Origin of the sequence: Colwellia asteriadis, assembly GCF_039523295.1 — a bacterium.
Lineage (GTDB): Bacteria > Pseudomonadota > Gammaproteobacteria > Enterobacterales > Alteromonadaceae > Colwellia > Colwellia asteriadis.
This window is the reverse complement of sequence record NZ_BAAAFA010000008.1, coordinates 41,313-63,576: the sequence shown is the minus strand read 5'-3', so window position 1 is coordinate 63,576 and position 22,264 is coordinate 41,313. Positions and strand designations below refer to the sequence as shown.

The following is a 22,264-nucleotide window of genomic DNA, read 5'->3' as shown; positions in this document are numbered from 1 at the left end:
CGGAGAAGCCAATGGCTAACAAGAATACTTCCCACGAAAACGCACAAGAACATAATGACGAGCAACACGCACAGTTAAACTCTCGTCTTCAAGAGTGTCCCATCGCTGTTGTTGGTATGGCATCAATGTTTGCTGATGCGAAAAATTTAGACGAATACTGGGATAATATTTTTGAGTCGGTTGATGCGATTAAAGATGTTCCAAGTGATCGATGGACCATTGAAGATTACTATAATAGCGACCCTAAAGTTGCCGATAAAACCTATTGTAAACGTGGTGGTTTTTTACCTGATATTGACTTTGACCCAATGGAGTTTGGTTTACCACCAAACATTTTAGAGTTAACTGATATTGCACAGTTGCTTTCTTTAGTGGTGGCTCGTGAAGTATTGAACGATGCCGGCATTGGTGACGGCTCTGGTTACGATCGCGATAAAGTAGGTATCACCTTAGGTGTCGGCGGCGGTCAAAAGCAAATCTCGCCATTAACTTCTCGATTACAAGGGCCAGTACTTGAAAAAGTATTAAAAGCCTCAGGGGTTGATAGTGACGATCGCGCGATGATCATCGAAAAATTCCAAAAAGCCTATATTAGCTGGGAAGAAAACTCATTTCCAGGCATGTTAGGCAATGTTATCGCAGGGCGTATTGCTAACCGCTTTGATTTTGGTGGCACTAACTGTGTGGTTGATGCTGCTTGTGCTGGCTCATTAGCGGCAATTAAGTTAGCTATTTCAGACTTATTAGAATATCGCTCAGAAGTGATGATTTCAGGTGGCGTTTGTTGTGATAACTCGCCATTTATGTATATGTCATTTTCGAAAACACCAGCCTTTACCACAAATAATGATATTCGTCCGTTTGATGTTGACTCAAAAGGTATGATGATAGGTGAAGGTATTGGCATGATGGCGTTTAAGCGCTTAGAGGATGCTGAGCGTGATGGCGATAAAATTTATGCGGTACTAAAAGGTATTGGTACTTCATCTGATGGTCGTTTTAAATCAATTTATGCGCCGCGTCCTGACGGACAAGCAAAAGCGTTAAAGCGTGCCTATGAAGACGCAGGTTTTGAGCCGAAAAGTTGTGGTTTAATTGAAGCTCATGGCACAGGCACTAAAGCAGGTGATGCCGCTGAATTTAGTGGTTTGATGAAGCATTTTTCTCAAAATAACGACGGCAAGCAGCATATTGCTTTAGGCTCGGTTAAATCGCAAATTGGTCACACTAAAGCAGCCGCTGGTGCTGCTGGTATGATTAAAGCAGTATTAGCGCTGCATCATAAAGTGTTGCCGCCAACATTACATATTGATCAACCTAATCCTGCACTTGATATTGAAAACAGCCCACTGTATTTAAACAGTGAAACTCGTCCATGGATGCCTAGAGCCGATGGTTTACCGCGCCGTGCTGGTATTAGTTCGTTTGGTTTTGGTGGTACTAATTACCATATGGTATTAGAAGAATATCAGCCAACAGCACAAGGCCAGTATCGTTTAACTAATGTTGCACAAACTATTGTTATGGTTGGCAATGATGAAAGCTCGCTTAAAGATCATTTACGCCAATGGCAAGAAAAACTAACCGTTAACGTGGATGAACAGCCATATGTGTTTAATGCGTTAGTGACGCAAAATACGCTAACACCACCAGCAAACGATCATGCTCGTTGTGGTTTTACTGCTAAAAACGCTACAGAAGCTTTAGCGATGATTTCAGCAGCGTTAACACAGCTCGATAAGCAAGCGGGTATTGAGCAATGGTCATTACCGCATGGTATTTATTACCGAAAATCGGCAATTACTGCCAATGATAAAGTTGTCGCGCTATTTTCTGGGCAAGGCTCGCAATATGTAAATATGGGTCGTGAGCTGGCGTGTAATTTCCCAAGTGTGATGCAAGCGGCTAGCGATATGGATAATGAATTCACCGCGGCACAATTAAGCCAATTATCACCGGTAACTTACCCGATTCCTGCGTTTACGAATGATGCTCGTAAAGCACAAGAGGAGGCATTACGTTTAACACAATATGCACAACCTGCCATTGGCTGCTTCAGTGTAGGATTATATAAAACGTTTACTAATGCTGGCTTTAAGGCAGATTTTACTGCAGGGCATAGCTTTGGTGAATTAACTGCCTTGTGGGCTGCTGGGGTTGTTAACGATAAAGATTATATGATGTTAGCACGTAGTCGTGGACAAGCAATGGCTGCGCCTGTTGGTGATAGCGCCAAAGATTTTGATGCCGGCACTATGGTTGCCGTTGTGGGTAATCCTGATGCAGTTGCTAATGACATTAAAGATATTGCTGATGTATCTATCGCTAACTACAACTCAAATAATCAAGTGGTTGTTGCCGGCGTTAGTGCGCAAATCGCGTTAGCCTCAGCGGCATTAAAAGATAAAGGTTATAAAGTGGTGCCATTACCGGTTTCTGCTGCATTTCACACACCGTTAGTCGGTCATGCTCAAAAACCTTTTGCCAAGGCAATAGATAGCGCTAAATTCAACAAGCCAACTATGCCTGTATTTGCAAATGGCACGGGTAAAGCGCATTCAAATAAGGCCGCTGATATCAAAAAGGCTCTTAAAAATCATATTTTAGAGTCAGTACATTTTAATAAAGAAATAGATAACCTCTATGATGCAGGTGGTCGAATATTTATTGAATTTGGTCCTAAAAATGTGTTGACTAAATTAGTTGAAAATATTCTCAGCGATAAAGACGATGTGGTGGCTATTGCGGTTAATGGCAATGCCAAAAAGTCAGCCGATTTACAATTACGCCAAGCAGCAGTACAGCTATGCGTTTTAGGTCTGTCGTTAAATGAAATTGACCCGTATTCAGCGGTTAAACGCCCATTAACCCCGCCTAAAATGTCAGCGTTGGCAATGAAGCTTAATGGCGCATCTTATGTGAGTGAAAAAACGAAAAAGCAATTTAGCGACGCGCTATCTGATGGACGAACGATTAAGCAAGCGATAGCAACACCGATTGAAAAGCCTGTTGAAAAAGTAGTAACCAAAGAAGTCGAAAAAATCGTAGAAAAAGTGGTTGAAAAAATTGTATACGTTGATGTGAACGGCAATATTATTGATGAAAGTCAGATTGATAAACAGTCAACTAACACTCACTCAGCTAATAGCCACAGTGTAAATAAAGCTGTTGACGCTACAGACTTAGCGGTAAGTATTGAGCGCAGTGTTGCTCAGTTTGTTGAACATCAACAACAGTTATTGTCAGTGCATGAGCAATACATGCAAGGACCAAAAGAATACGCACAAACAGTTGATAAAGTACTTAGCGCAGTAGCGCAATCTGAAGGTGAGAGTCAATTACCTGAAAGTTTAGATCGTACTTTAGGTATGTATCATCAATTTCAATCTGAAACGCTACGTGTGCATGAGCAATACCTAAATAGTCAAAACGATACAATGGCATTACTGTTAAATAATGCCTCTGCAAGCTCAAATACATCGGCAATATCGCAAAAGACTGTACCTGCAAGCATAGCGCCTGAAAGTATAGCCCCTCAAAATATAGCGCCGAAAAGTGTAGCTGCCAGTGTTTCAGCCGTTAATGCGGTAGCTACTATGTCAACAAGTGTTAGCGCGCCAGCTAATACTCAAACTCAAGTTGCAGCAGCATTAGCGCCACAAACTGTTGTTGAGCCTTCACTTGATCTTGAGTTGATTAACAACGTGATGTTAACGGTTGTTGCAGATAAAACCGGTTACCCCACTGAAATGCTAGAGTTAGGCATGGATATGGAAGCCGATTTAGGTATTGATTCAATTAAACGTGTGGAAATTTTAGGGGCAGTACAAGATGAAATTAACGACTTGCCTGAGCTTAACCCAGAAGACTTAGCGCAATTACGTACTTTAGGTGAAATTGTTGATTATATGCAATCAAAAGTGAGTGTTGCAGCGCAGCCGCAAAGCACTACTTTGCATTTAGTCGAAACATCAGCAGAAGCTACGCATAGCGTTACTACTACTCTTAACCTAGATCATATTCAATCAGTAATGATGACTGTTGTTGCAGATAAAACCGGTTATCCCACTGAAATGCTAGAGTTAGCGATGGATATGGAAGCGGATTTAGGTATTGATTCAATTAAACGTGTTGAAATTTTAGGGGCGGTACAAGATGAAATTACTGACTTACCTGAGCTTAACCCAGAAGACTTAGCACAGCTGCGCACCTTAGGTGAAATTGTTAGTTACATGCAATCAAAAGTATCCGTTGTAGCGCCTGCCAGTACCCCAATAGCTAGTACCGCAACATCAACAGCCAACTTGGCACCCGCAATCGACTTAGATCATATTCAATCAGTAATGATGACGGTTGTTGCAGATAAGACTGGTTATCCCACTGAAATGCTAGAACTAGGCATGGATATGGAAGCGGATTTAGGTATTGATTCAATTAAACGTGTGGAAATTTTAGGGGCAGTGCAAGATGAAATTACCGATTTACCTGAGCTTAACCCAGAAGACTTAGCACAGCTGCGTACTTTAGGTGAAATTGTTAGTTACATGCAATCAAAAGTATCCGTTGCTGCGCCTGCCAGTACCTCAATAGTCAGTACCTCAATAGTCAGTACCTCAATAGCCAATACTTCAATAGATAGTACCCCAATAGCTAGTACCTCAACATTAGCAGCTAACTTGGCACCAGCAATAGACTTAGATCATATTCAAGCGGTGATGATGACTGTTGTTGCAGATAAGACTGGTTATCCTACTGAAATGCTAGAGCTAGGTATGGATATGGAAGCGGATTTAGGTATCGACTCTATCAAGCGTGTTGAAATTTTAGGGGCGGTACAAGATGAAATTACTAACTTACCTGAGCTTAACCCAGAAGACTTAGCGCAGCTTCGTACTCTAGGTGAAATTGTTAGCTACATGCAATCAAAAGTGAGTGTTGCTGCGCCTGACAGTACCTCAATAGCCAACACTTCAATAGATAGTACCCCAATAGCTAGTACCTCATCATTAACAGCTAACTCAACACCCGCAATAGACTTAGATCATATTCAAGCGGTGATGATGACTGTTGTTGCAGATAAGACTGGTTATCCTACTGAAATGCTAGAGTTAGCGATGGATATGGAAGCGGATTTAGGTATTGACTCTATCAAGCGTGTGGAAATTTTAGGGGCAGTACAAGATGAAATTACTGACTTACCTGAGTTAAACCCAGAAGACTTAGCGCAGCTTCGTACTCTAGGTGAAATTGTTAGCTACATGCAATCAAAAGTGAGTGTTGCTGCGCCTGACAGTACCTCAATAGCCAACACTTCAATAGATAGTACCCCAATAGCTAGTACCTCATCATTAACAGCTAACTCAACACCCGCAATAGACTTAGATCATATTCAATCGGTGATGATGACGGTTGTTGCAGATAAGACTGGTTATCCTACTGAAATGCTAGAGTTAGCGATGGATATGGAAGCGGATTTAGGCATCGACTCTATCAAACGTGTGGAAATTTTAGGGGCGGTACAAGATGAAATTACCGACTTACCTGAGTTAAATCCAGAAGACTTAGCGCAGCTTCGTACTCTAGGTGAAATTGTTAGTTATATACAGTCACGCGTTACCAATAATAATCCGCCGCCGACAGAGCCGACGCCACCTACAGGTAATAAGTCATTAAGTGCTATTGAACAGGCGCCAAGTGCCATAGTGGCGATAAAATCACTTCCTTCAGTGACTAAAATTGTTCCCGCCGTTGGTGGTAACGCTTTAATTGTTGATGATGGTAGTGGCGTAGCGATACCACTAAGTGAGCAATTAATCGCAGACGGTTTTAAGGTGAATGTGCTGCAACCAGCGTGGATAAAATCACAAACAAACAAACCTTTTAACAACCAAGTCAATGTTGTTGAACTTGTTAATGCTTCAGACGACAACGTAGAAATTGATGAGACGGGCGTTAAACAAGCTCTGGAAAACATACAAACAGCGCAAGGTAATATTGACGCGGTATTTTATCTGCATGCTAATACCGAAATTACCGCAATTGAATACCCGCAAAGTGCAAAACAGGGCTTAATGCTTGCTTTTGTTTTGGCGAAGCTTTGTCATGTAAAGGGAGCGACTACAACCCGTGCTAGTTTTGTTGTGGTAACACATCAAGGAGGAAACTTAGGTTTTTCAAATGATGACTTTAAAGCTCATGAACAAAGTGATTTAGTACAAGCGGGGTTAAATGGTTTAGTAAAAACCTTGTCCCATGAATGGCCAACGGTTTTCTGTCGTCTTATTGATTTACCTCTAGTAAGTGCCTCATCAACAAAAGTTAGTGCAGCGAAAGCAGCAAGTTATATTTACGATGAGTTTTTAGATGCAGATACCTCGTTGATTGAAGTAGGCTATAACAGCACATTATCAACCAGTATTAATCGCGTGACATTAGTGGCACAAACCACTAATAGCTATAATCTTGAAGCGGGTAATCGTATTGATAACAACGCCGTTTTTTTAGTGAGTGGTGGCGCCAAAGGTGTTACTGCGCATTGTGTCATTGAATTAGCTAAGCAATATCAAGCGAGCTTTATTTTACTTGGGCGATCTGCTTATGAAACGAGCGAAGCAACCTGGGCGCAAGGGGTTAACGATGAAGCTGAGCTGAAAAAGTCAGCGATGCAAGCGCTAATTGCTCAAGGTGAAAAGCCAACGCCAGTGAAAGTGAGTCAGCTTACTAGCGCGGTATTAGCTAATCGTGAAATTGCTCAAACACTTGATGCTATTACTGCTGCTGGCGGCAAAGCACATTATGTTGCGGCTGATGTAACTAATGCCAAAAGCGTTAATAATGCCGTTGCGCCTCTAGTAAAAACCTTGGGTGACATTAGCGGTATTATTCACGGAGCAGGGGTTTTAGCCGATAAGTTTATTGAACAAAAAACCTTAAGTGAATTTAATCGTGTTTACCGTACTAAAATTGATGGTTTACTGTCGCTACTATCGTGTGTTGATCAGCATCAGCTTAAACATTTAGTACTGTTTTCATCGGCTGCTGGTTTTTACGGAAATCCAGGACAGTCTGACTACGCCATTGCTAATGAAATTTTGAATAAAACCGCGTACCGTTTTAAAGCATTACACCCTCAAAGCCAAGTATTAAGCTTTAACTGGGGACCTTGGGATGGTGGTATGGTTACCTCAGAGTTAAAGCGCATGTTTAATGACCGTGGTGTTTATATTATTCCACTAGATGCTGGCGCGCAGCTATTAGTGAGTGAATTAGGCGCTAATAGTAATCGTTGTCCGCAAATTTTAGTTGGTAACGACCTTTCTAAAGATAGCACTAAAACGACTGAAAACGAGCAAGGTGCACAGGTAAAAAAGCCGCAAGTTAGTCGCTTATCAAACCGTGTTATTAAAACACTACAAGTGACTAACAATGCTTTTTTAGTCGATCACACCATAGGAAATGATCAAGTACTACCCACCGTGTGTGCCTTAGCGTGGATGAGTGAAGCTTGTCAGGCAAGTTATCAAGGTTATTACTACCAAGGCAGTAGTGATTATAAGCTTTTTAAAGGCGTTACCTTTGATGAGGCGACAATTGCGCTTGCTCAGGCTGTTGATTTTATTATTGAGATGAATGCTCAAGAGCAAAATAATAACCACTTACAGGTAGAGGTCACGATATCGAGCAAGGTTATTGATGAGCATGGCAATGAAAAAACGATTTTTCATTACGGCGCAAAAATTCACTTAGCGCCAGTTAGCCAAGCAAAGCAAGCAATTACTGAAATGACGCTTACTGATCAGCAGCGCTTTTTAGTTGATGAATTTAATAGTGATGCAGCTAAGCAAACTGTTGCAGCGACTAACGCAACTGACCAAGCACAAGCCTTGTATAACAATGGTACTTTATTTCACGGAGAAAGCTTACAAGGCATTCATGCGATATTGCATTGTGATGACACTAGCTTATTACTTGCTTGTCAGGTTGCTGAATTAGCTCAGGTTAAACAAGGTGATTTTCCATTAAGCGCAAATAAAGACAGTGACGTGCATAATATTTTTGCCAATGATTTGGTTTATCAAGCGATGCTAGTTTGGGTAAAACAGCAGTTAGGTTTAGGCAGTTTGCCATCAAGTACGCAGCAGTGGACGGTTTATCGTCAAGTGGCATTAAATGAGCGTTTTTATTTACTACTTAATGTTGTTAAAGCCACAGGCAGTAAATCTACTAGTAAACGTGGCTCTTTGGTGGCCGATATTCAATTGTTCAGCGAAGATTACCAATTACTGGCTGACGTTAAATCAGCAAAAGTTACCGCAAGTGCAACTTTAAATAACGTATTTTTACCTGAAAATACGTTAAGTAAAAGCCAAGTGACAACAAAGGTACAAGCTAGCTCAAGTCTCAAAGAGAATGTACAAGAAAGTGCACAAGAGAGCGCAAAGGGAACAGCAAAAGACAAAGCTGAGCTAGTGTAATGATAGATAACAGACTCGCCATTATTGGCATCGACAGCCACTTTGGTCAGTATGAAAATATTGATCAAGTGGCGCGAGCACTTTATTTAGCGAAAGTCGAAAACACCACAGAGCAGAATCATACCGCTTTTAATCTTGGTGAGCATAATCTTGCTAAGTGCGTTGCAAAGTCAGTTGCCCGTATGATTGCGCCTTGTCACTTCCCTACAAATAACGTTGCTAATATTGAGGAGCAATTAGTCACCATTGTTGTTTGTGAAAGCCCTGCTTGTGAAACGGCTGTTGGTGAATGTATTACAGCTCAGCATTTAAACAGTTTTACCGAAAAATCAGCAACGGCAAACACTATATCTGTTGTTAGTGAACTTGCTCAAGCATTAACCTTAAGTGCAACCTTAATTGAGCAAGGTAAAATAGTGGCCTTAGTTGGTATTAATTTTAATGTTAATCAAACCATTAACGAAAAAATCCCAACTAATACGGTCAGTTTCGATAGCCACTTTAACGGATATCAAACAACGAGTGGTTTAGCAGCAGTTTTACTTTGTAGTGAAAGATTAGCAATAACGGAAAAGTTCGCGATTTATAGTTGGATAAATGGTGTTAAAAGCCTTATCAGTAAGGCTGTATCCGCAAATGATATTAATCAAATAGCTGAGCAAGCGTTACAGCAATCAGGGGTAACAACAAGCAATATTGGCTTACTTGAAAGCTCAGCTTTAGCTCAGCAAGATTTAAAAAATGCAGAGTTACAAGGCTTGTGTCAGCTTTATTGTAGTGGTGATAAACAAAACGCATTATCTACGGCACTGTCTACTGCAATGACTTCTGCGCGAAGTATTGTTGGGGAAGGGGCTGGTTTTTCACAAGTGCTGGGTTTAGTCCGCACCGTTATTGCATTGCAACAACGTTATATTCCCGCTATTAGTGATTGGCAATCACCACTTGATACGCAATTACCATGGTTTGAGCAATCTAGCTTTTATTTAGCAACTGAGGCGCGCCCTTGGTATCCTAATGTTAATGGAGATTGCCATAGTGCGGCATACAGTTGTTTAACCGAGCACAGTTATTGTCATCTTATTTTAACGGAACATAGCCTTGCACTCGAAACCGATGTTGCAGCTGGTGTCGTCGCTGATAAGTTCCCATTAGCCGACGTGAGAAAAAACGGTTTTATCGCCAGCAGCCCAATGAAATTAATTTTGGTTTGTGGTGAGAGCCAACAGGTATTAATCCAAAATTTACAGCAGGTAACAACGCAAGTGGCTAATTTAGCCAAGGCCTCGTTAACGTTCTCACCAAGCGCTGAACTCACTTTATTAGCTAAACAGCAATACCAGTATTTTTTACAATGTAACGCAGCAGAGCAAAATAAAGTATTCACGATAGCGTTACTTTGTGAGTCTATACCTGAGTTACAAAAAGAGCTTAGCTTAGCGCAATTAGGTATGGAAAATGCTTTTGAAAGCGGTATTGATTGGAAAACACCTAAAGGAAGTTATTTTAGCGCTCAGCCGGTTACTCAGTCTGTTATTCAGTCGCCTACTCAACATAGCCGCGTAAATAGTACCGTGCCTTTGGGAGCAAATAACCGTAAAGGTGATACTAGTCAGGTAGGCAATAATATTGCCTTTATTTACCCTGGCATTGGCGCAACGTATGTCGGTTTAGGACGTGATTTATTTCACTTGTTTCCTGAAATATACCAAAGCGTTGCTGCACTAGCCGATGATATTAGTAGTAGTTTAAAAGATAGATTACTTAATCCTCGAACGATTATTCGGCCAACATTTAATGAATTAAAACAGCTTGATATTCAATTACGTGGCAGTTTAGCGGATATTGCTGAGGCTGGTGTTGGTTTTGCTTGTGTATTCACCCAAATATTTGAGCGCGTTTTTAAGGTCAAGGCTGATTTTGCTACCGGCTATTCTATGGGTGAAGTTAGTATGTATGCCGCGTTAGGCTGTTGGCAGCAACCTGGTTTAATGAGTGCGCGCTTAGCACAATCAAGCACTTTCAATCATAAACTTTGTGGTGAATTATCAACGTTACGTGAATGTTGGGATTTATCAAATGATGAAATAGCCCAGCAACCGTTATGGGAAACATACACTATAAAAGCGACTTTAGCTGAGTTTGAGCAAGCGAGTGTCGGCGAAAAGCGAGTTTACTGCACCATAGTGAATACTCCTGATAGTTTACTGGTTGGCGGCTTTCCGCAAGATTGCTTACGGGTGATTAAAAATTTGGGGGTTCGAGCCATGCCATTAACCATGGCAAATGCTATTCATAGTGCCCCAGCAAAAGCCGAATATGATGCCATGGTTGAACTCTATACTATGGCGGTTAATCCACGTATTGCCACCAAAATGTACTCGAGCTCATGTTATTTACCAGTACCGCAATTTAGTGGCAGCATTGCTAACTCAATTGCCAAATGTTTATGTGAGCAGGTCGACTTTCCACGCTTAGTGAATACCTTGTACGAACAAGGCAGTAGAGTATTTATTGAAATGGGGCCAGGGCGATCTTTATCGAGTTGGGTCGATAAAATTTTACCTCATGGTAGTCATCCGCATTTATCTGTTCCTGTTAACGCCAAAGGAACCCGTGATGAAGTCACCTATTTTAGAGCATTAGCGAAATTACTCAGCCATGGCGTTAGTGTTGATCTTGAGAGTGTTTTTAATGGTTCAATGATCATTAATCATAAAAACCAACACCCCAATTGAACGTAATTAAATAACTAATTGATTAAAACATAAAAATTAACCTATGTTAAAGAGAGAATTCATGGAAAACATTGCCGTTGTCGGTATCGCAAATTTATTTCCCGGATCATCACAGCCCGATGAATTTTGGCAACAATTACTTAACAAGCAAGATTGTCGCTCAAAAGCGAGTCATGCTCAAATGGGCGTTGATCCTGATAAATATACCGGTAAAAAAGGAGACACCGATAAGTTTTATTGTGTGCATGGCGGTTATATTCGAGACTTTAACTTTAATGCCACAGCTTTTGTAACTGATGCACAGGGCAAAGCGTTAAGTAATGGTTTAACTGCTGAGTATTTAACGCAACTAGATGATTTAAATCAATGGGCATTATATGTTGCTGAGCAAGCTCTTAGTGATGCAGGATATTGGCGCTCAACGGCACTAGAAAACTGTGGGGTGATTTTAGGTAATTTATCGTTTCCAACTAAATCATCAAACCATTTGTTTCTCCCTTTATACCATCAAGTGGTTGAAAATAGTCTTAAAGAAATCATCAATCAAGATTTACAGTTATCAACATTTTCAACTGATACTGCCAATGTTAATGCGAGTTTAAATCAGGCTCCACATGCTGATAATGCACTGGTAGCTGGTTACCCTGCGGCGCTACTTGCGAAAGCTGCTGGTTTAGGCGGAGCACATTTTGCACTTGATGCTGCTTGTGCATCCAGTTGTTACTCGGTAAAACTGGCATGTGATTATTTGCATACTGGTAAGGCTGACATGATGCTCGCAGGTGCAGTGTCGGGCGCCGATCCTATGTTTGTGAATATGGGATTTTCAATATTCCAAGCATACCCTGAAAACAACGTGCACGCGCCATTTGATAAAAATTCACAAGGGCTTTTTGCCGGTGAAGGCGCTGGTATGATGGTGCTAAAACGTCATAATGATGCGGTGCGAGACGGTGATAAAATTCACGCCATCATTAAAGGTGGTGCGTTATCTAACGATGGTAAAGGCGAGTTTGTGTTAAGCCCGAATACTAAGGGACAAGTACTCGTTTACGAACGTGCTTATGAAAATGCAGACGTTAACCCTGCCGACGTTGACTACATTGAGTGCCATGCCACGGGGACCCCTAAAGGGGATAAAGTTGAGCTTGGCTCGATGGAAACCTTTTTTAGTCGTTATCACAACAAACCGCTGTTAGGCTCTGTTAAATCAAATTTAGGTCACTTACTTACCGCCGCAGGTATGCCGGGGATGACTAAAGCGATCCGCGCCTTAAATGAAAAAATTATTCCGCCGACCATTAACTTAACCGATCCTATTCGCTCTAAGCAGGAATATTTAACGGCAGCGCAAATGCCAACACAAACCGTTAATTGGCCCGTTGCCAATAGCGCTGCCAGTGCAATTAAACCACGTATTGCTGGCGTTAGTGTTTTTGGTTTTGGCGGCGCTAATGCACACATTGTATTACAAGAGCCGAGTGATACGCTTGATAATGCAGCCAGCACTCAAAACCAGGTGAATGCTCAAGAGCCATTGGCTATCATCGGAATGGATGCCCATTTTGGCCATGCTGAAAACTTAAGTGCTTTTTTGCAGTTACTCTCCAATCAAGGTAATACCTTTACAAAGCTACCCGTTAAGCGCTGGAAAGGCATTGAGCAAGATAGCAGTGTGATGAATGCATTAGGGTTAGCACATGCACCCAAAGGTGGCTATGTGGAGCAGTTTGATATTGATTTTTTACGCTTTAAAGTACCGCCAAACGAGCAAGACTGTTTAATTCCACAGCAATTAATGATGATGAAAGTGGCTGATAATGCTGCTAAAGATGCTGGCCTAAAAGAGGGTAGCAATGTTGCGGTTTTAGTTGCTATGGGTATTGAGCTTGAGCTGCATCAATATCGCGGTCGCGTTAATTTGGCGACTCAAATTGAAACTAGCTTGCTTGAGCAAGGCGTCACGTTAACTGACAAACAACGTAATACCTTAATTAATATTGCTAAAGATGGCGTTGCTTCAGCTGCACAGCTAAATCAATACACCAGTTTTATTGGCAATATTATGGCGTCGCGTATCTCGGCGTTATGGGATTTTTCAGGGCCAGCAATTACGCTCTCAGCAGAAGAGAATTCGGTGTACCGTTGTGTTGAGTTGGCGCAAAGCTTATTTCAAACCAGTGATGTTGAAGCTGTTATTATTGCTGCGGTCGATTTAGCAGGCTCAGTTGAAAATATTACCTTACGTCAACATTACGCAGAGGTTTCGTTGAGCGCTGATGGCAATACTGATAGCCATCAATGGAAAGTTGGTGAAGGTGCAGGTGCCTTAGTTGTTGTTCCTCACTCAAAAGTTAGCTGTAGTGCCATGGGCGAGCACAGTGTTTATGCACAAATTGACAGTAACTGCTTTGCTAATTATCAGGGTAAAGTCAGCGCTGATGTTATTAACACTGCGGCGAAAAAAGCGTTAAATAGCGCAGGTATTAGTGCTGAGCAAGTGAGCGAAGTAGAAGCGCATGGCAGTGGTTTTATTGATGAAGATATTGCCGAACAACACGCTTTACCAAGTATTTACCCGTCAGTGAGTCAGCAGCAAAAAATTAGCTCGGTAAAAAATACTATCGGGCACACTTTTAATGCATCAGGCATGGCCAGTATTATTAAATCTGCGTTGCGATTAAATGCTCAGTCCAATAAAAATAATAAAACTTATATTGCGATTAATGGTTTAGGTAAAGATGAAAGTTGTGCACATTTAATTTTATCGTCAAGTGGAGATCAGCACCAAAGTGCGCCAAGTCAAATAACGAAAAAGCGTCCAGAGCTCATTAAAACAATTACCTTGGGCGGCGATAGTATTCGTCAATTAATACATCAACAAAGTCATAACGAGCATATAGCCGAAATTAAACAGGCATATAGCCATGTTAATGCGAAGCACGGCATTAGCGCGCCTATTGCGTTAGCTAATTTAGTGCCGCAGCGTTTACTTAAAAGCGTTGCGAAAAGCACTTCAAAGCCAGTATTAGCAAACTTATCAACAAACAGCGCCGCAAATATCGCGACTGTTATTGGAGTACCTGTGAAAAATAATAGTCAAGATAACTCTCATGCCAATGATCAAAGTAAGCATCAAGTCGTGGCAAATAATACACACAATGTTGAGACAACCGTCAGCAAAACCATTGCCCAAGCAACGGCAACTCATCAGTCGTTTTTAACTAGCCGTCAATTAGCGCAACAGCATATTGCCCAGTTAATTAGCTTACAGGCCGATGTGTCTCAAGGTGTTGATGTTATAAACTCTGGCGACAATGCACATATACAAGAAAGTCCAGCGATGAAATTGGACAGTGAATCTCAAGGTTTAGGGTTTGCCATTAAAGGGCCTGCTGGTTATCACTATCCACCTTTGCAATTACAAGAGCGCTTTAATCAACCCGATCATCTTATTTGGGATACCGCCGATTTAGTAGAGTTTGCCGAAGGTGATATTGCAAAAGTGTTTGGTGAAGAATATGCCATTATCGATAACTACTCACGCCGCGTTAGATTACCTACCACAGACTACTTATTAGTGTCACGCGTTACCGAATTAGATGCCAGAGTACATGAGTATAAAAAGTCTTACATGTGCACTGAGTATGACATTCCGGTCGATGCGCCTTTTTTAATTGATGGTCAAATTCCTTGGTCAGTTTCGGTTGAATCAGGTCAGTGTGATTTGTTATTAATCTCTTATATTGGCATTGATTTTCAGGCGAAAGGTGAACGAGTTTATCGTTTACTTGATTGCGAACTAACCTTTTTAGAAGAAATGGCCTTTGGCGGAGAAACCCTGCGTTATGAAATTCATATTGACTCGTACGCCAAAAATGGTGAACAGCTGTTATTTTTCTTTCACTACGATTGCTACGTTGGCGATAAAAAAGTACTGATCATGCGTAATGGTTGTGCTGGTTTTTTCACGGATGAAGAATTAGCTGACGGTAAAGGGGTTATTTTAAATGATAAAGATAAAGCACAACTTGCTAATGCGGTTAAAAGTCGCTTTACGCCATTAATCACTAATAAAGATTCAGCCAAACAGGCGAAACAACACTTCGATTATAACGATATGATGAAGCTAGTTGATGGCGATGTTGCAGGCTGTTTTGGTGAAGAATATAACCAACAAGGGCGCAATCCGTCATTGAAATTTTCATCAAAGAAATTTTTAATGATTGAGCGTATTACCAAAATTGATGCTCATGGTGGACATTGGGGCTTAGGTTTACTTGAAGGACAAAAAGATCTCGACCCAGAGCACTGGTATTTTCCGTGTCACTTTAAAGGTGATCAAGTCATGGCTGGTTCATTGATGAGCGAAGGCTGTGGGCAAATGGCAATGTTCTTTATGCTAAAATTGGGCATGCATGCCAATGTTAATAACGCACGTTTCCAGCCTATGCCTGGAGAGTCACAAACGGTGCGTTGTCGTGGTCAGGTTATTCCGCAGTACAATACTTTAACTTACCGTATGGAAGTAACTGAAATGGGCATGGAGCCTTATCCGTACTTAAAAGCCAATATTGAAATTATTCTTGATGGCAAAGCGGTAGTTGATTTTAAAAACTTGTCAGTGATGATCACCGAGCAAACTGATGAGTCGCCTTATCCTGTAACATTACCTGATAATACGGTGCTCGTTAATTCGCAAACGGCTATCGATACAACCGATACAAGGGTTAGTGAATTTGCTGAAAGTAATAGTGATAAACAAGGCGTTGATGAACGTGGCATAGTGCCATTTAAAAATGCACAGCGTCCATTAATGAAAGTAATGTCTGATCACCTTGCACCTAAAAATAAAGGCGTAACACCCATTCAGCATTTTGAAGCGCCGTTCGTTGCAGGGCAAAACCGTGTGCCTAATACTGCACCTTTTACCCCGTGGCATATGTTTGAATTTGCCACCGGCAATATTTCTAACTGTTTTGGCCCTGATTTTGATGTTTATCAACATCGCATTCCACCGCGTACGCCTTGTGGTGACTTACAAGTGGTTACGCAAGTTGTTGAAGTTATTGGTGAGCGCTTAGATCTTAAAAACCCAGCAAACTGTATTGCAGAATACTTTGTTCCAGCAGATGCTTGGTACTTTAGCAAAAATAGCCATAACAACTGGATGCCATATTCATTGATTATGGAGATTGCACTGCAACCTAACGGTTTTATTTCTGGCTACATGGGCACTACCTTAAAGTACCCTGAAAAAGATTTATTTTTCCGTAATCTTGATGGCAGTGGCGATTTAGTTAAGCAGGTAGATTTACGTAACAAAACTATCGTCAATAAATCAGTGCTATTAAGTACAACCATGGCTGGCGGTATGATAGTACAAAGTTTCACTTTTGAACTTTACGTGAAAAATGAAACAACAGTGGCACAAGACATTGATGCACACGAGCTGTTTTATCAAGGTACAGCCGTATTTGGTTATTTTGGCGCAGATGCATTATCTAACCAATTAGGTATTGATAACGGTAAAGTAACTCACCCTTGGTTTGTTGATCATCAAACCCCTGCGAGCAATATTGAAATTTTTGATCTTAGCAATAAATCATTAAGCTTATATCAAGCGCCAGAGGCTAAGCCACATTATAAATTAGCTGGTGGTCAAATGAACTTTATTGACACTGTATCTATCGTGGAAGGTGGCGGTAAAGCCGAGATAGCTTATGTGCATGGCCAACGCGCTATTGACGCCACCGACTGGTTCTTCCGTTATCATTTTCATCAAGACCCAGTCATGCCTGGCTCTTTAGGCGTTGAAGCTATTATTGAGCTGATGCAAACCTACGCATTGAAAAACGACTTAGGCGCACAGTTTACTAATCCACGCTTTATTGCACCAACAACACAGGTTAAATGGAAGTATCGTGGGCAAATTACGCCACTAAATAAGCAAATGACGTTAGATGTGCATATTACCGACATTGTAAAAACCGCAACAGAAGTGCGTTTAGTTGGAGATGCTAACTTGTCTAAAGACGGTTTACGTATTTATGAAGTAAAAGACATAGTGTTGGCGTTAGTTGAAGCTTAAGAAAGCACTCTTAGCGCTTATCAAAGTATTTATAAAGATAAGTTAAATAGCGTGAAAAAAAATATCAAACGAAAAGTTAAGCATCATTTAAAACGATGTCGAGCACAATGGTGGTGCGGTAAAGCGGAGTCAAACTCACAAAACCGGCAAACTAAAGCAGCGAGCTAGTATTGATCTAGTTTTGAGCGAGCCATTACGTCGCAACGAAAATGAAAAATTTAAGTATAGGAATGAGAATGTCAAACATAGGATTTACACAACGCAATACCACTGATTGGGCATGGCATGTTGATAGCGAAGTATTGAGCACTGACGATAGCGCAATTAAAGCCGCATTATTAAATGTTGATATGCCCGTGTATATTGCCAAAAAGGGTAATGAATTTGCCGTAACGCAAAACAAAAACGCGAGTGAAACGTCTACTAGTACTGAGGTACTGGCATTTGCACAGCAGCTTAATCCTGAAAATTTAGGGGATGCTGACTTTAAAGCGCAGCATGGGGTGAAATACGCTTATCATGGCGGCGCTATGGCTAATGGTATTGCCTCTGTTGAATTGGTGGTCGCGTTAGGTAAAGCAGGGCTTTTATGTTCTTTTGGTGCCGCTGGTTTAGTACCTGATGCAGTAGAAGATGCTATTAAACGCATTCAAGCCGAATTACCTAATGGCCCATATGCGGTTAATTTAATTCATGCGCCAGCAGAAGAAGCTTTAGAGCGCGGTGCTGTTGAGCGTTTTATTAAATTAGGCGTTAAAACGGTAGAAGCGTCAGCTTACTTAGGACTAACCGAGCATATTGTTTGGTATCGTGTTGCGGGTTTAAGTGAGAATAGTGATGGCAGTGTTAATATTGCCCATAAGGTTATTGCGAAAGTTTCACGCACAGAAGTAGGTCGTCGCTTTATGGAGCCAGCACCACAAAAGCTACTCGATAAATTACTGGCCCAAGGAAAAATAACACCACTACAAGCAAAGCTTGCGCTACGTGTACCTATGGCTGACGACATTACCGCAGAAGCGGATTCAGGCGGACACACCGACAACCGCCCGTTTTTAACCTTACTACCAACCATTATTGCACTACGTGATGAGGTGCAAGCCAATTATAACTTTTCTCCAGCACTACGTGTTGGCGCAGGTGGCGGTATTGGTACGCCTGAAGCGGCACTTGCCGCCTTTAATATGGGCGCTGCCTATATTGTACTTGGTTCAGTTAATCAAGCGTGCGTTGAAGCTGGCGCTTCTGAATATACGCGTAAGTTATTAGCCAGTGTTGAAATGGCTGATGTTACTATGGCTCCTGCAGCGGATATGTTTGAAATGGGAGTTAAATTGCAAGTGGTTAAACGGGGTTCTATGTTTGCGATGCGCGCGAAAAAACTCTATGAGCTTTATGTTGCCCACGACTCAATTGAAGATATTCCTAGTGCTGAGCGTGAAAAAATAGAGAAGCAAATATTTAGAGCAAACCTAGATGAAGTTTGGGCTGGTACCGAGGCCTTTTTTACAGAGCGCGATCCTGAAATGCTTGCCCGTGCACAAAGTAGCCCTAAACGTAAAATGGCCTTAATTTTCAGGTGGTATTTAGGCTTAAGTTCTCGCTGGTCTAATATTGGAGAAAAAGGCAGAGAAATGGATTACCAAATTTGGGCAGGTCCTAGTTTAGGGGCATTTAATAGTTGGGTAAAAGGCACTTATTTAGAAGATTACACACGCCGAGGTGCGGTTGATGTTGCTTTACATATGCTTAAAGGGGCGGCTTACTTACAGCGTATAAATCAACTTAAATTGCAAGGGGTTAGTTTAACGACAGACTTAGCAAGTTACCGAGTAGACAACTAATTTAACCTGAACTCGATTTAAGAGATATTGTTAACGAAGAAGTTAGAAAAATAGCCGCGAGATAAACATTTTGAAGCTACGAGCAGGTTAATTTACCGTAAACTCCGATAAAATTAATGAATAACATCCTATAACATTGTTTATATTATGTTATTCATTTTTACATTTAGGTGGCTAATTTAGTGTTGAGGTCTATTATAAAATAAAGGAATGAGAGGGCTCAGTAAAGCATGAAATCACACAGCGTTAACAATGCACTGACACAACAGTATGTTATTAATGATTCACTTCATCAATTGTTTGACGCGGTGAATGTTGTTTCAGTACAAGGGTACGATGAAGATCGTCGGGTTATTTATTGGAATGTTGGCAGTGAATTACTGTACGGATATAGCAAAGCTGAAGCCTTAGGTAAAAAAATAGAAGAGTTAATTATTCCTGAAGCTATGTGCGAATTTGTTATTGCAGCACATCGTGAGTGGATAACCAAGGGCGTTGAAATTCCCGCGGCAGAAATTACATTACAAGATAAGTATGGGCAAGACATTAATGTGTTTTCAAGTCATGTTCTCTTTACTAATCAATATAATAAAAAACAAATGTACTGTCTTGATGTTAACTTAGCTGATGTTAAACAGGCACAATCTCAAGCACAGTTAAAAGAAAGAATGGTGAAAACCATTATTGAAGCAATACCCGATTTGTTCTTTTTAATGGAAGTTGATGGAACAATTATTGATTATCATGGCTCTGATCAAAAAAACCTATACTTTGCACCCGAGCAATTTATTGGTAAACGCTTAGTTGAGCTATTACCCAGTGCCGTTGTTAATAAATTTCAAAGTCATATTGATAAAATAATCAACCAAGAGGGCATGATAAGCTTTGAATATGAGCTTAATATGTCACATGGCATAGTCTACTTTGAAGCAAGAGTTAGTTACTTACCTGAATCCCATCAAATTGTCGCTATTATTCGAGATATTAGTGAACAATACAAATCAGCAGAAATAATTAGAAACCAAGCCTATTTTGATAAGTTAACTGGCTTACCTAATCGCTTTTTAGCACTTGATCGTTTATCACAAATGTTAAGCGAAGCTGAGCGTAATCAGGAAAAAATAGCAGTATTGTTTCTTAATTTAGATGATTTTAAAAAAATAAATGACTCGTTAGGCCATGAAACTGGCGATAAAGTGCTAGTACAATCCGCAAGTAGGTTAACCGAATGCTTAGGAGAGGGAGATACTGTAGGGCGCTTAGGGGGCGACGAATTTATTATATTACTACGTGCTACCACTGAGCAGAGTGATGTTTTATCAATTACTGAAAATTTACTCACTAACTTTAGAACCCCCTTTGTTATTGATAACCGTGAGCTAATGATGACCTTAAGTATTGGTGTAGCAACGTTCCCTGAAAATGGCAGTAACGCAGCAGATTTACTGCGTAATGCTGATAGTGCTATGTACCAAGCTAAAAGGTTAGGGCGAAATACCTACTCTTTTTTCTCTAAAGAAATGAATGCCAAAATGTTGCGCCGCTTTAAAATTGAAGAGCAAATGCATGGTGCTTTAGAGCGTAACGAACTTGAATTATATTACCAACCGCAATTTGATGTTAAAAGCCAAAAAATTATTGGCGTTGAAGCACTATTACGTTGGCATAATATTGAGCTAGGTAATGTTACACCCGATGAGTTTATTCCAATTGCCGAGCACACTGGATTAATTATTCCTATTGGGCGGTTTGTATTACAACAAGCACTAAGCTTTTTGTATGAGCTGCAACATATCCATCATAAAAAGCTGACGATGGCGGTAAATTTATCTCCTCGTCAATTCAGAGATGCTGAATTGCTTAGCTTTATTAAAAAATCACTCAGCATAGCGGGTGTTAGCGCCGAATATTTAGAGTTAGAAATAACCGAAGGCGTATTAATGAGTGGCCAATCTCATATTCATGATGCCTTAATTGAAATTAGCAACATGGGTATAAAGCTATCTATGGATGATTTTGGTACGGGCTATTCATCATTAAGCTATTTAAGACAATATGCTTTTGATGTCCTGAAAATAGATCGGTCTTTTATTAATGGCATTCCTGCAAGTAAAGAAGACTGCGAGTTAGTTAATACCATTATTGCAATGGCACATAGCTTAGGGTTAATGGTTGTTGCTGAAGGAGTTGAAACCGCTGAACAGCTTAGTTTACTCGATAAATTAAATTGCAATTTGGTACAGGGTTATTACTTTAGCAAGCCACTCCCAGCCAAAGGTTTACTGAGTTTTCTTGTGGATTAAATTTCTGGCTAGCGGCTATTTTTCCGAACTGCTTCGCTAAATTTAATGAGTTTTCCTCGCTACTTATGTTTCACAATTGAAGTCACACTACAGCTATTTAAGTCACGCTTATACTTTTACCAAGAGAATAATCCTTTAAAATGTTATTAAACAGTTTAATTTATGCTGTTTATTTGTAATGATACCAGCTCTTAATTTTTCAAAAACTTTTCAAAGTCTCATCAAGATTCAAATGTAATATATTGAAAAATGGTTATTTACAGGTTCTGACCTATTGTTAAGCAAGGATTGTTTAGGTGATTGATAATAATGAATTTAAAGGCATCAAGTCTATTTTACTGGTGTGTATGGGCAATATTTGTCGCTCGCCAAGTGCCGAGGCAGTATTACGTCATAAGGCCATGGAACGTGGCATATCTCTTAAAATAGACTCTGCAGGAACCGTTGGTGCACATGCGCGAGAAAAACCTGATCATCGTTCTATTAAAGCAGGTGCTGCTCGTGGTTACTCATTTGATGGCATTAAAGCTCGTAAAGTGGTTGTGCAAGACTTTGTTGATTTTGATTTAGTATTAGCAATGGATGAGAGCAACTTGGCCGAGCTTTATAAATTATCACCCGTAGCGTTTCACCATAAAATTCATTTGTTACTCGCTTTTGCGACTGAGTTAGAAGAAATGCAAGTGCCAGATCCTTATTACGGTGGAGCAAAAGGCTTTGATTATGTACTTGATTTAGTTGAGGCCGGTAGTGATGCCGTACTCGCAAAAATTAGCGACTAGTTGAAGTTGTTTAGGGTTGCTAGCTTAAAAAT

Annotated in this window: 6 protein-coding genes; all 6 read left to right on the top strand. The window is 40.6% G+C overall.

The genetic code is table 11. From position 1 onward, the window contains the following. The first annotated feature begins 11 nt into the window (after positions 1-11). The 6 genes from ABD005_RS12095 (at position 12) to ABD005_RS12070 (ending at position 22,232) form a co-directional block, all read left to right on the top strand. Positions 12-8,474 carry an SDR family NAD(P)-dependent oxidoreductase gene (locus tag ABD005_RS12095; RefSeq protein ID WP_343817709.1) on the top strand — a complete coding sequence of 2,821 codons (8,463 nt, stop codon included), beginning with the start codon at positions 12-14 and terminating at the stop codon, positions 8,472-8,474. Beyond that, positions 8,474-11,212 (top strand): PfaB family protein, encoded by a 2,739-nt coding sequence (locus ABD005_RS12090; protein ID WP_343817707.1) that lies wholly within the window; start codon positions 8,474-8,476, stop codon positions 11,210-11,212. The genes ABD005_RS12095 and ABD005_RS12090 overlap by 1 nt, the downstream gene beginning before the upstream one ends. 61 nt (positions 11,213-11,273) lie before the next feature. Next, entirely contained in the window at positions 11,274-17,303 is a 6,030-nt protein-coding gene (locus ABD005_RS12085; protein WP_343817705.1) for a hotdog fold thioesterase, read from the top strand. Between the two features lie 236 nt (positions 17,304-17,539). After that, positions 17,540-19,147, top strand: coding sequence for a PfaD family polyunsaturated fatty acid/polyketide biosynthesis protein (locus tag ABD005_RS12080; protein ID WP_343817703.1), 1,608 nt, complete (start codon positions 17,540-17,542; stop codon positions 19,145-19,147). Positions 19,148-19,377: 230 nt separating this feature from the next. Then, positions 19,378-21,450 carry a sensor domain-containing protein gene (locus tag ABD005_RS12075; protein ID WP_215979458.1) on the top strand — a complete coding sequence of 691 codons (2,073 nt, stop codon included), beginning with the start codon at positions 19,378-19,380 and terminating at the stop codon, positions 21,448-21,450. 296 nt (positions 21,451-21,746) lie between these two features. Then, positions 21,747-22,232 carry a low molecular weight protein-tyrosine-phosphatase gene (locus ABD005_RS12070; RefSeq protein WP_343817701.1) on the top strand — a complete coding sequence of 162 codons (486 nt, stop codon included), beginning with the start codon at positions 21,747-21,749 and terminating at the stop codon, positions 22,230-22,232. Positions 22,233-22,264: the final 32 nt, after the last annotated feature.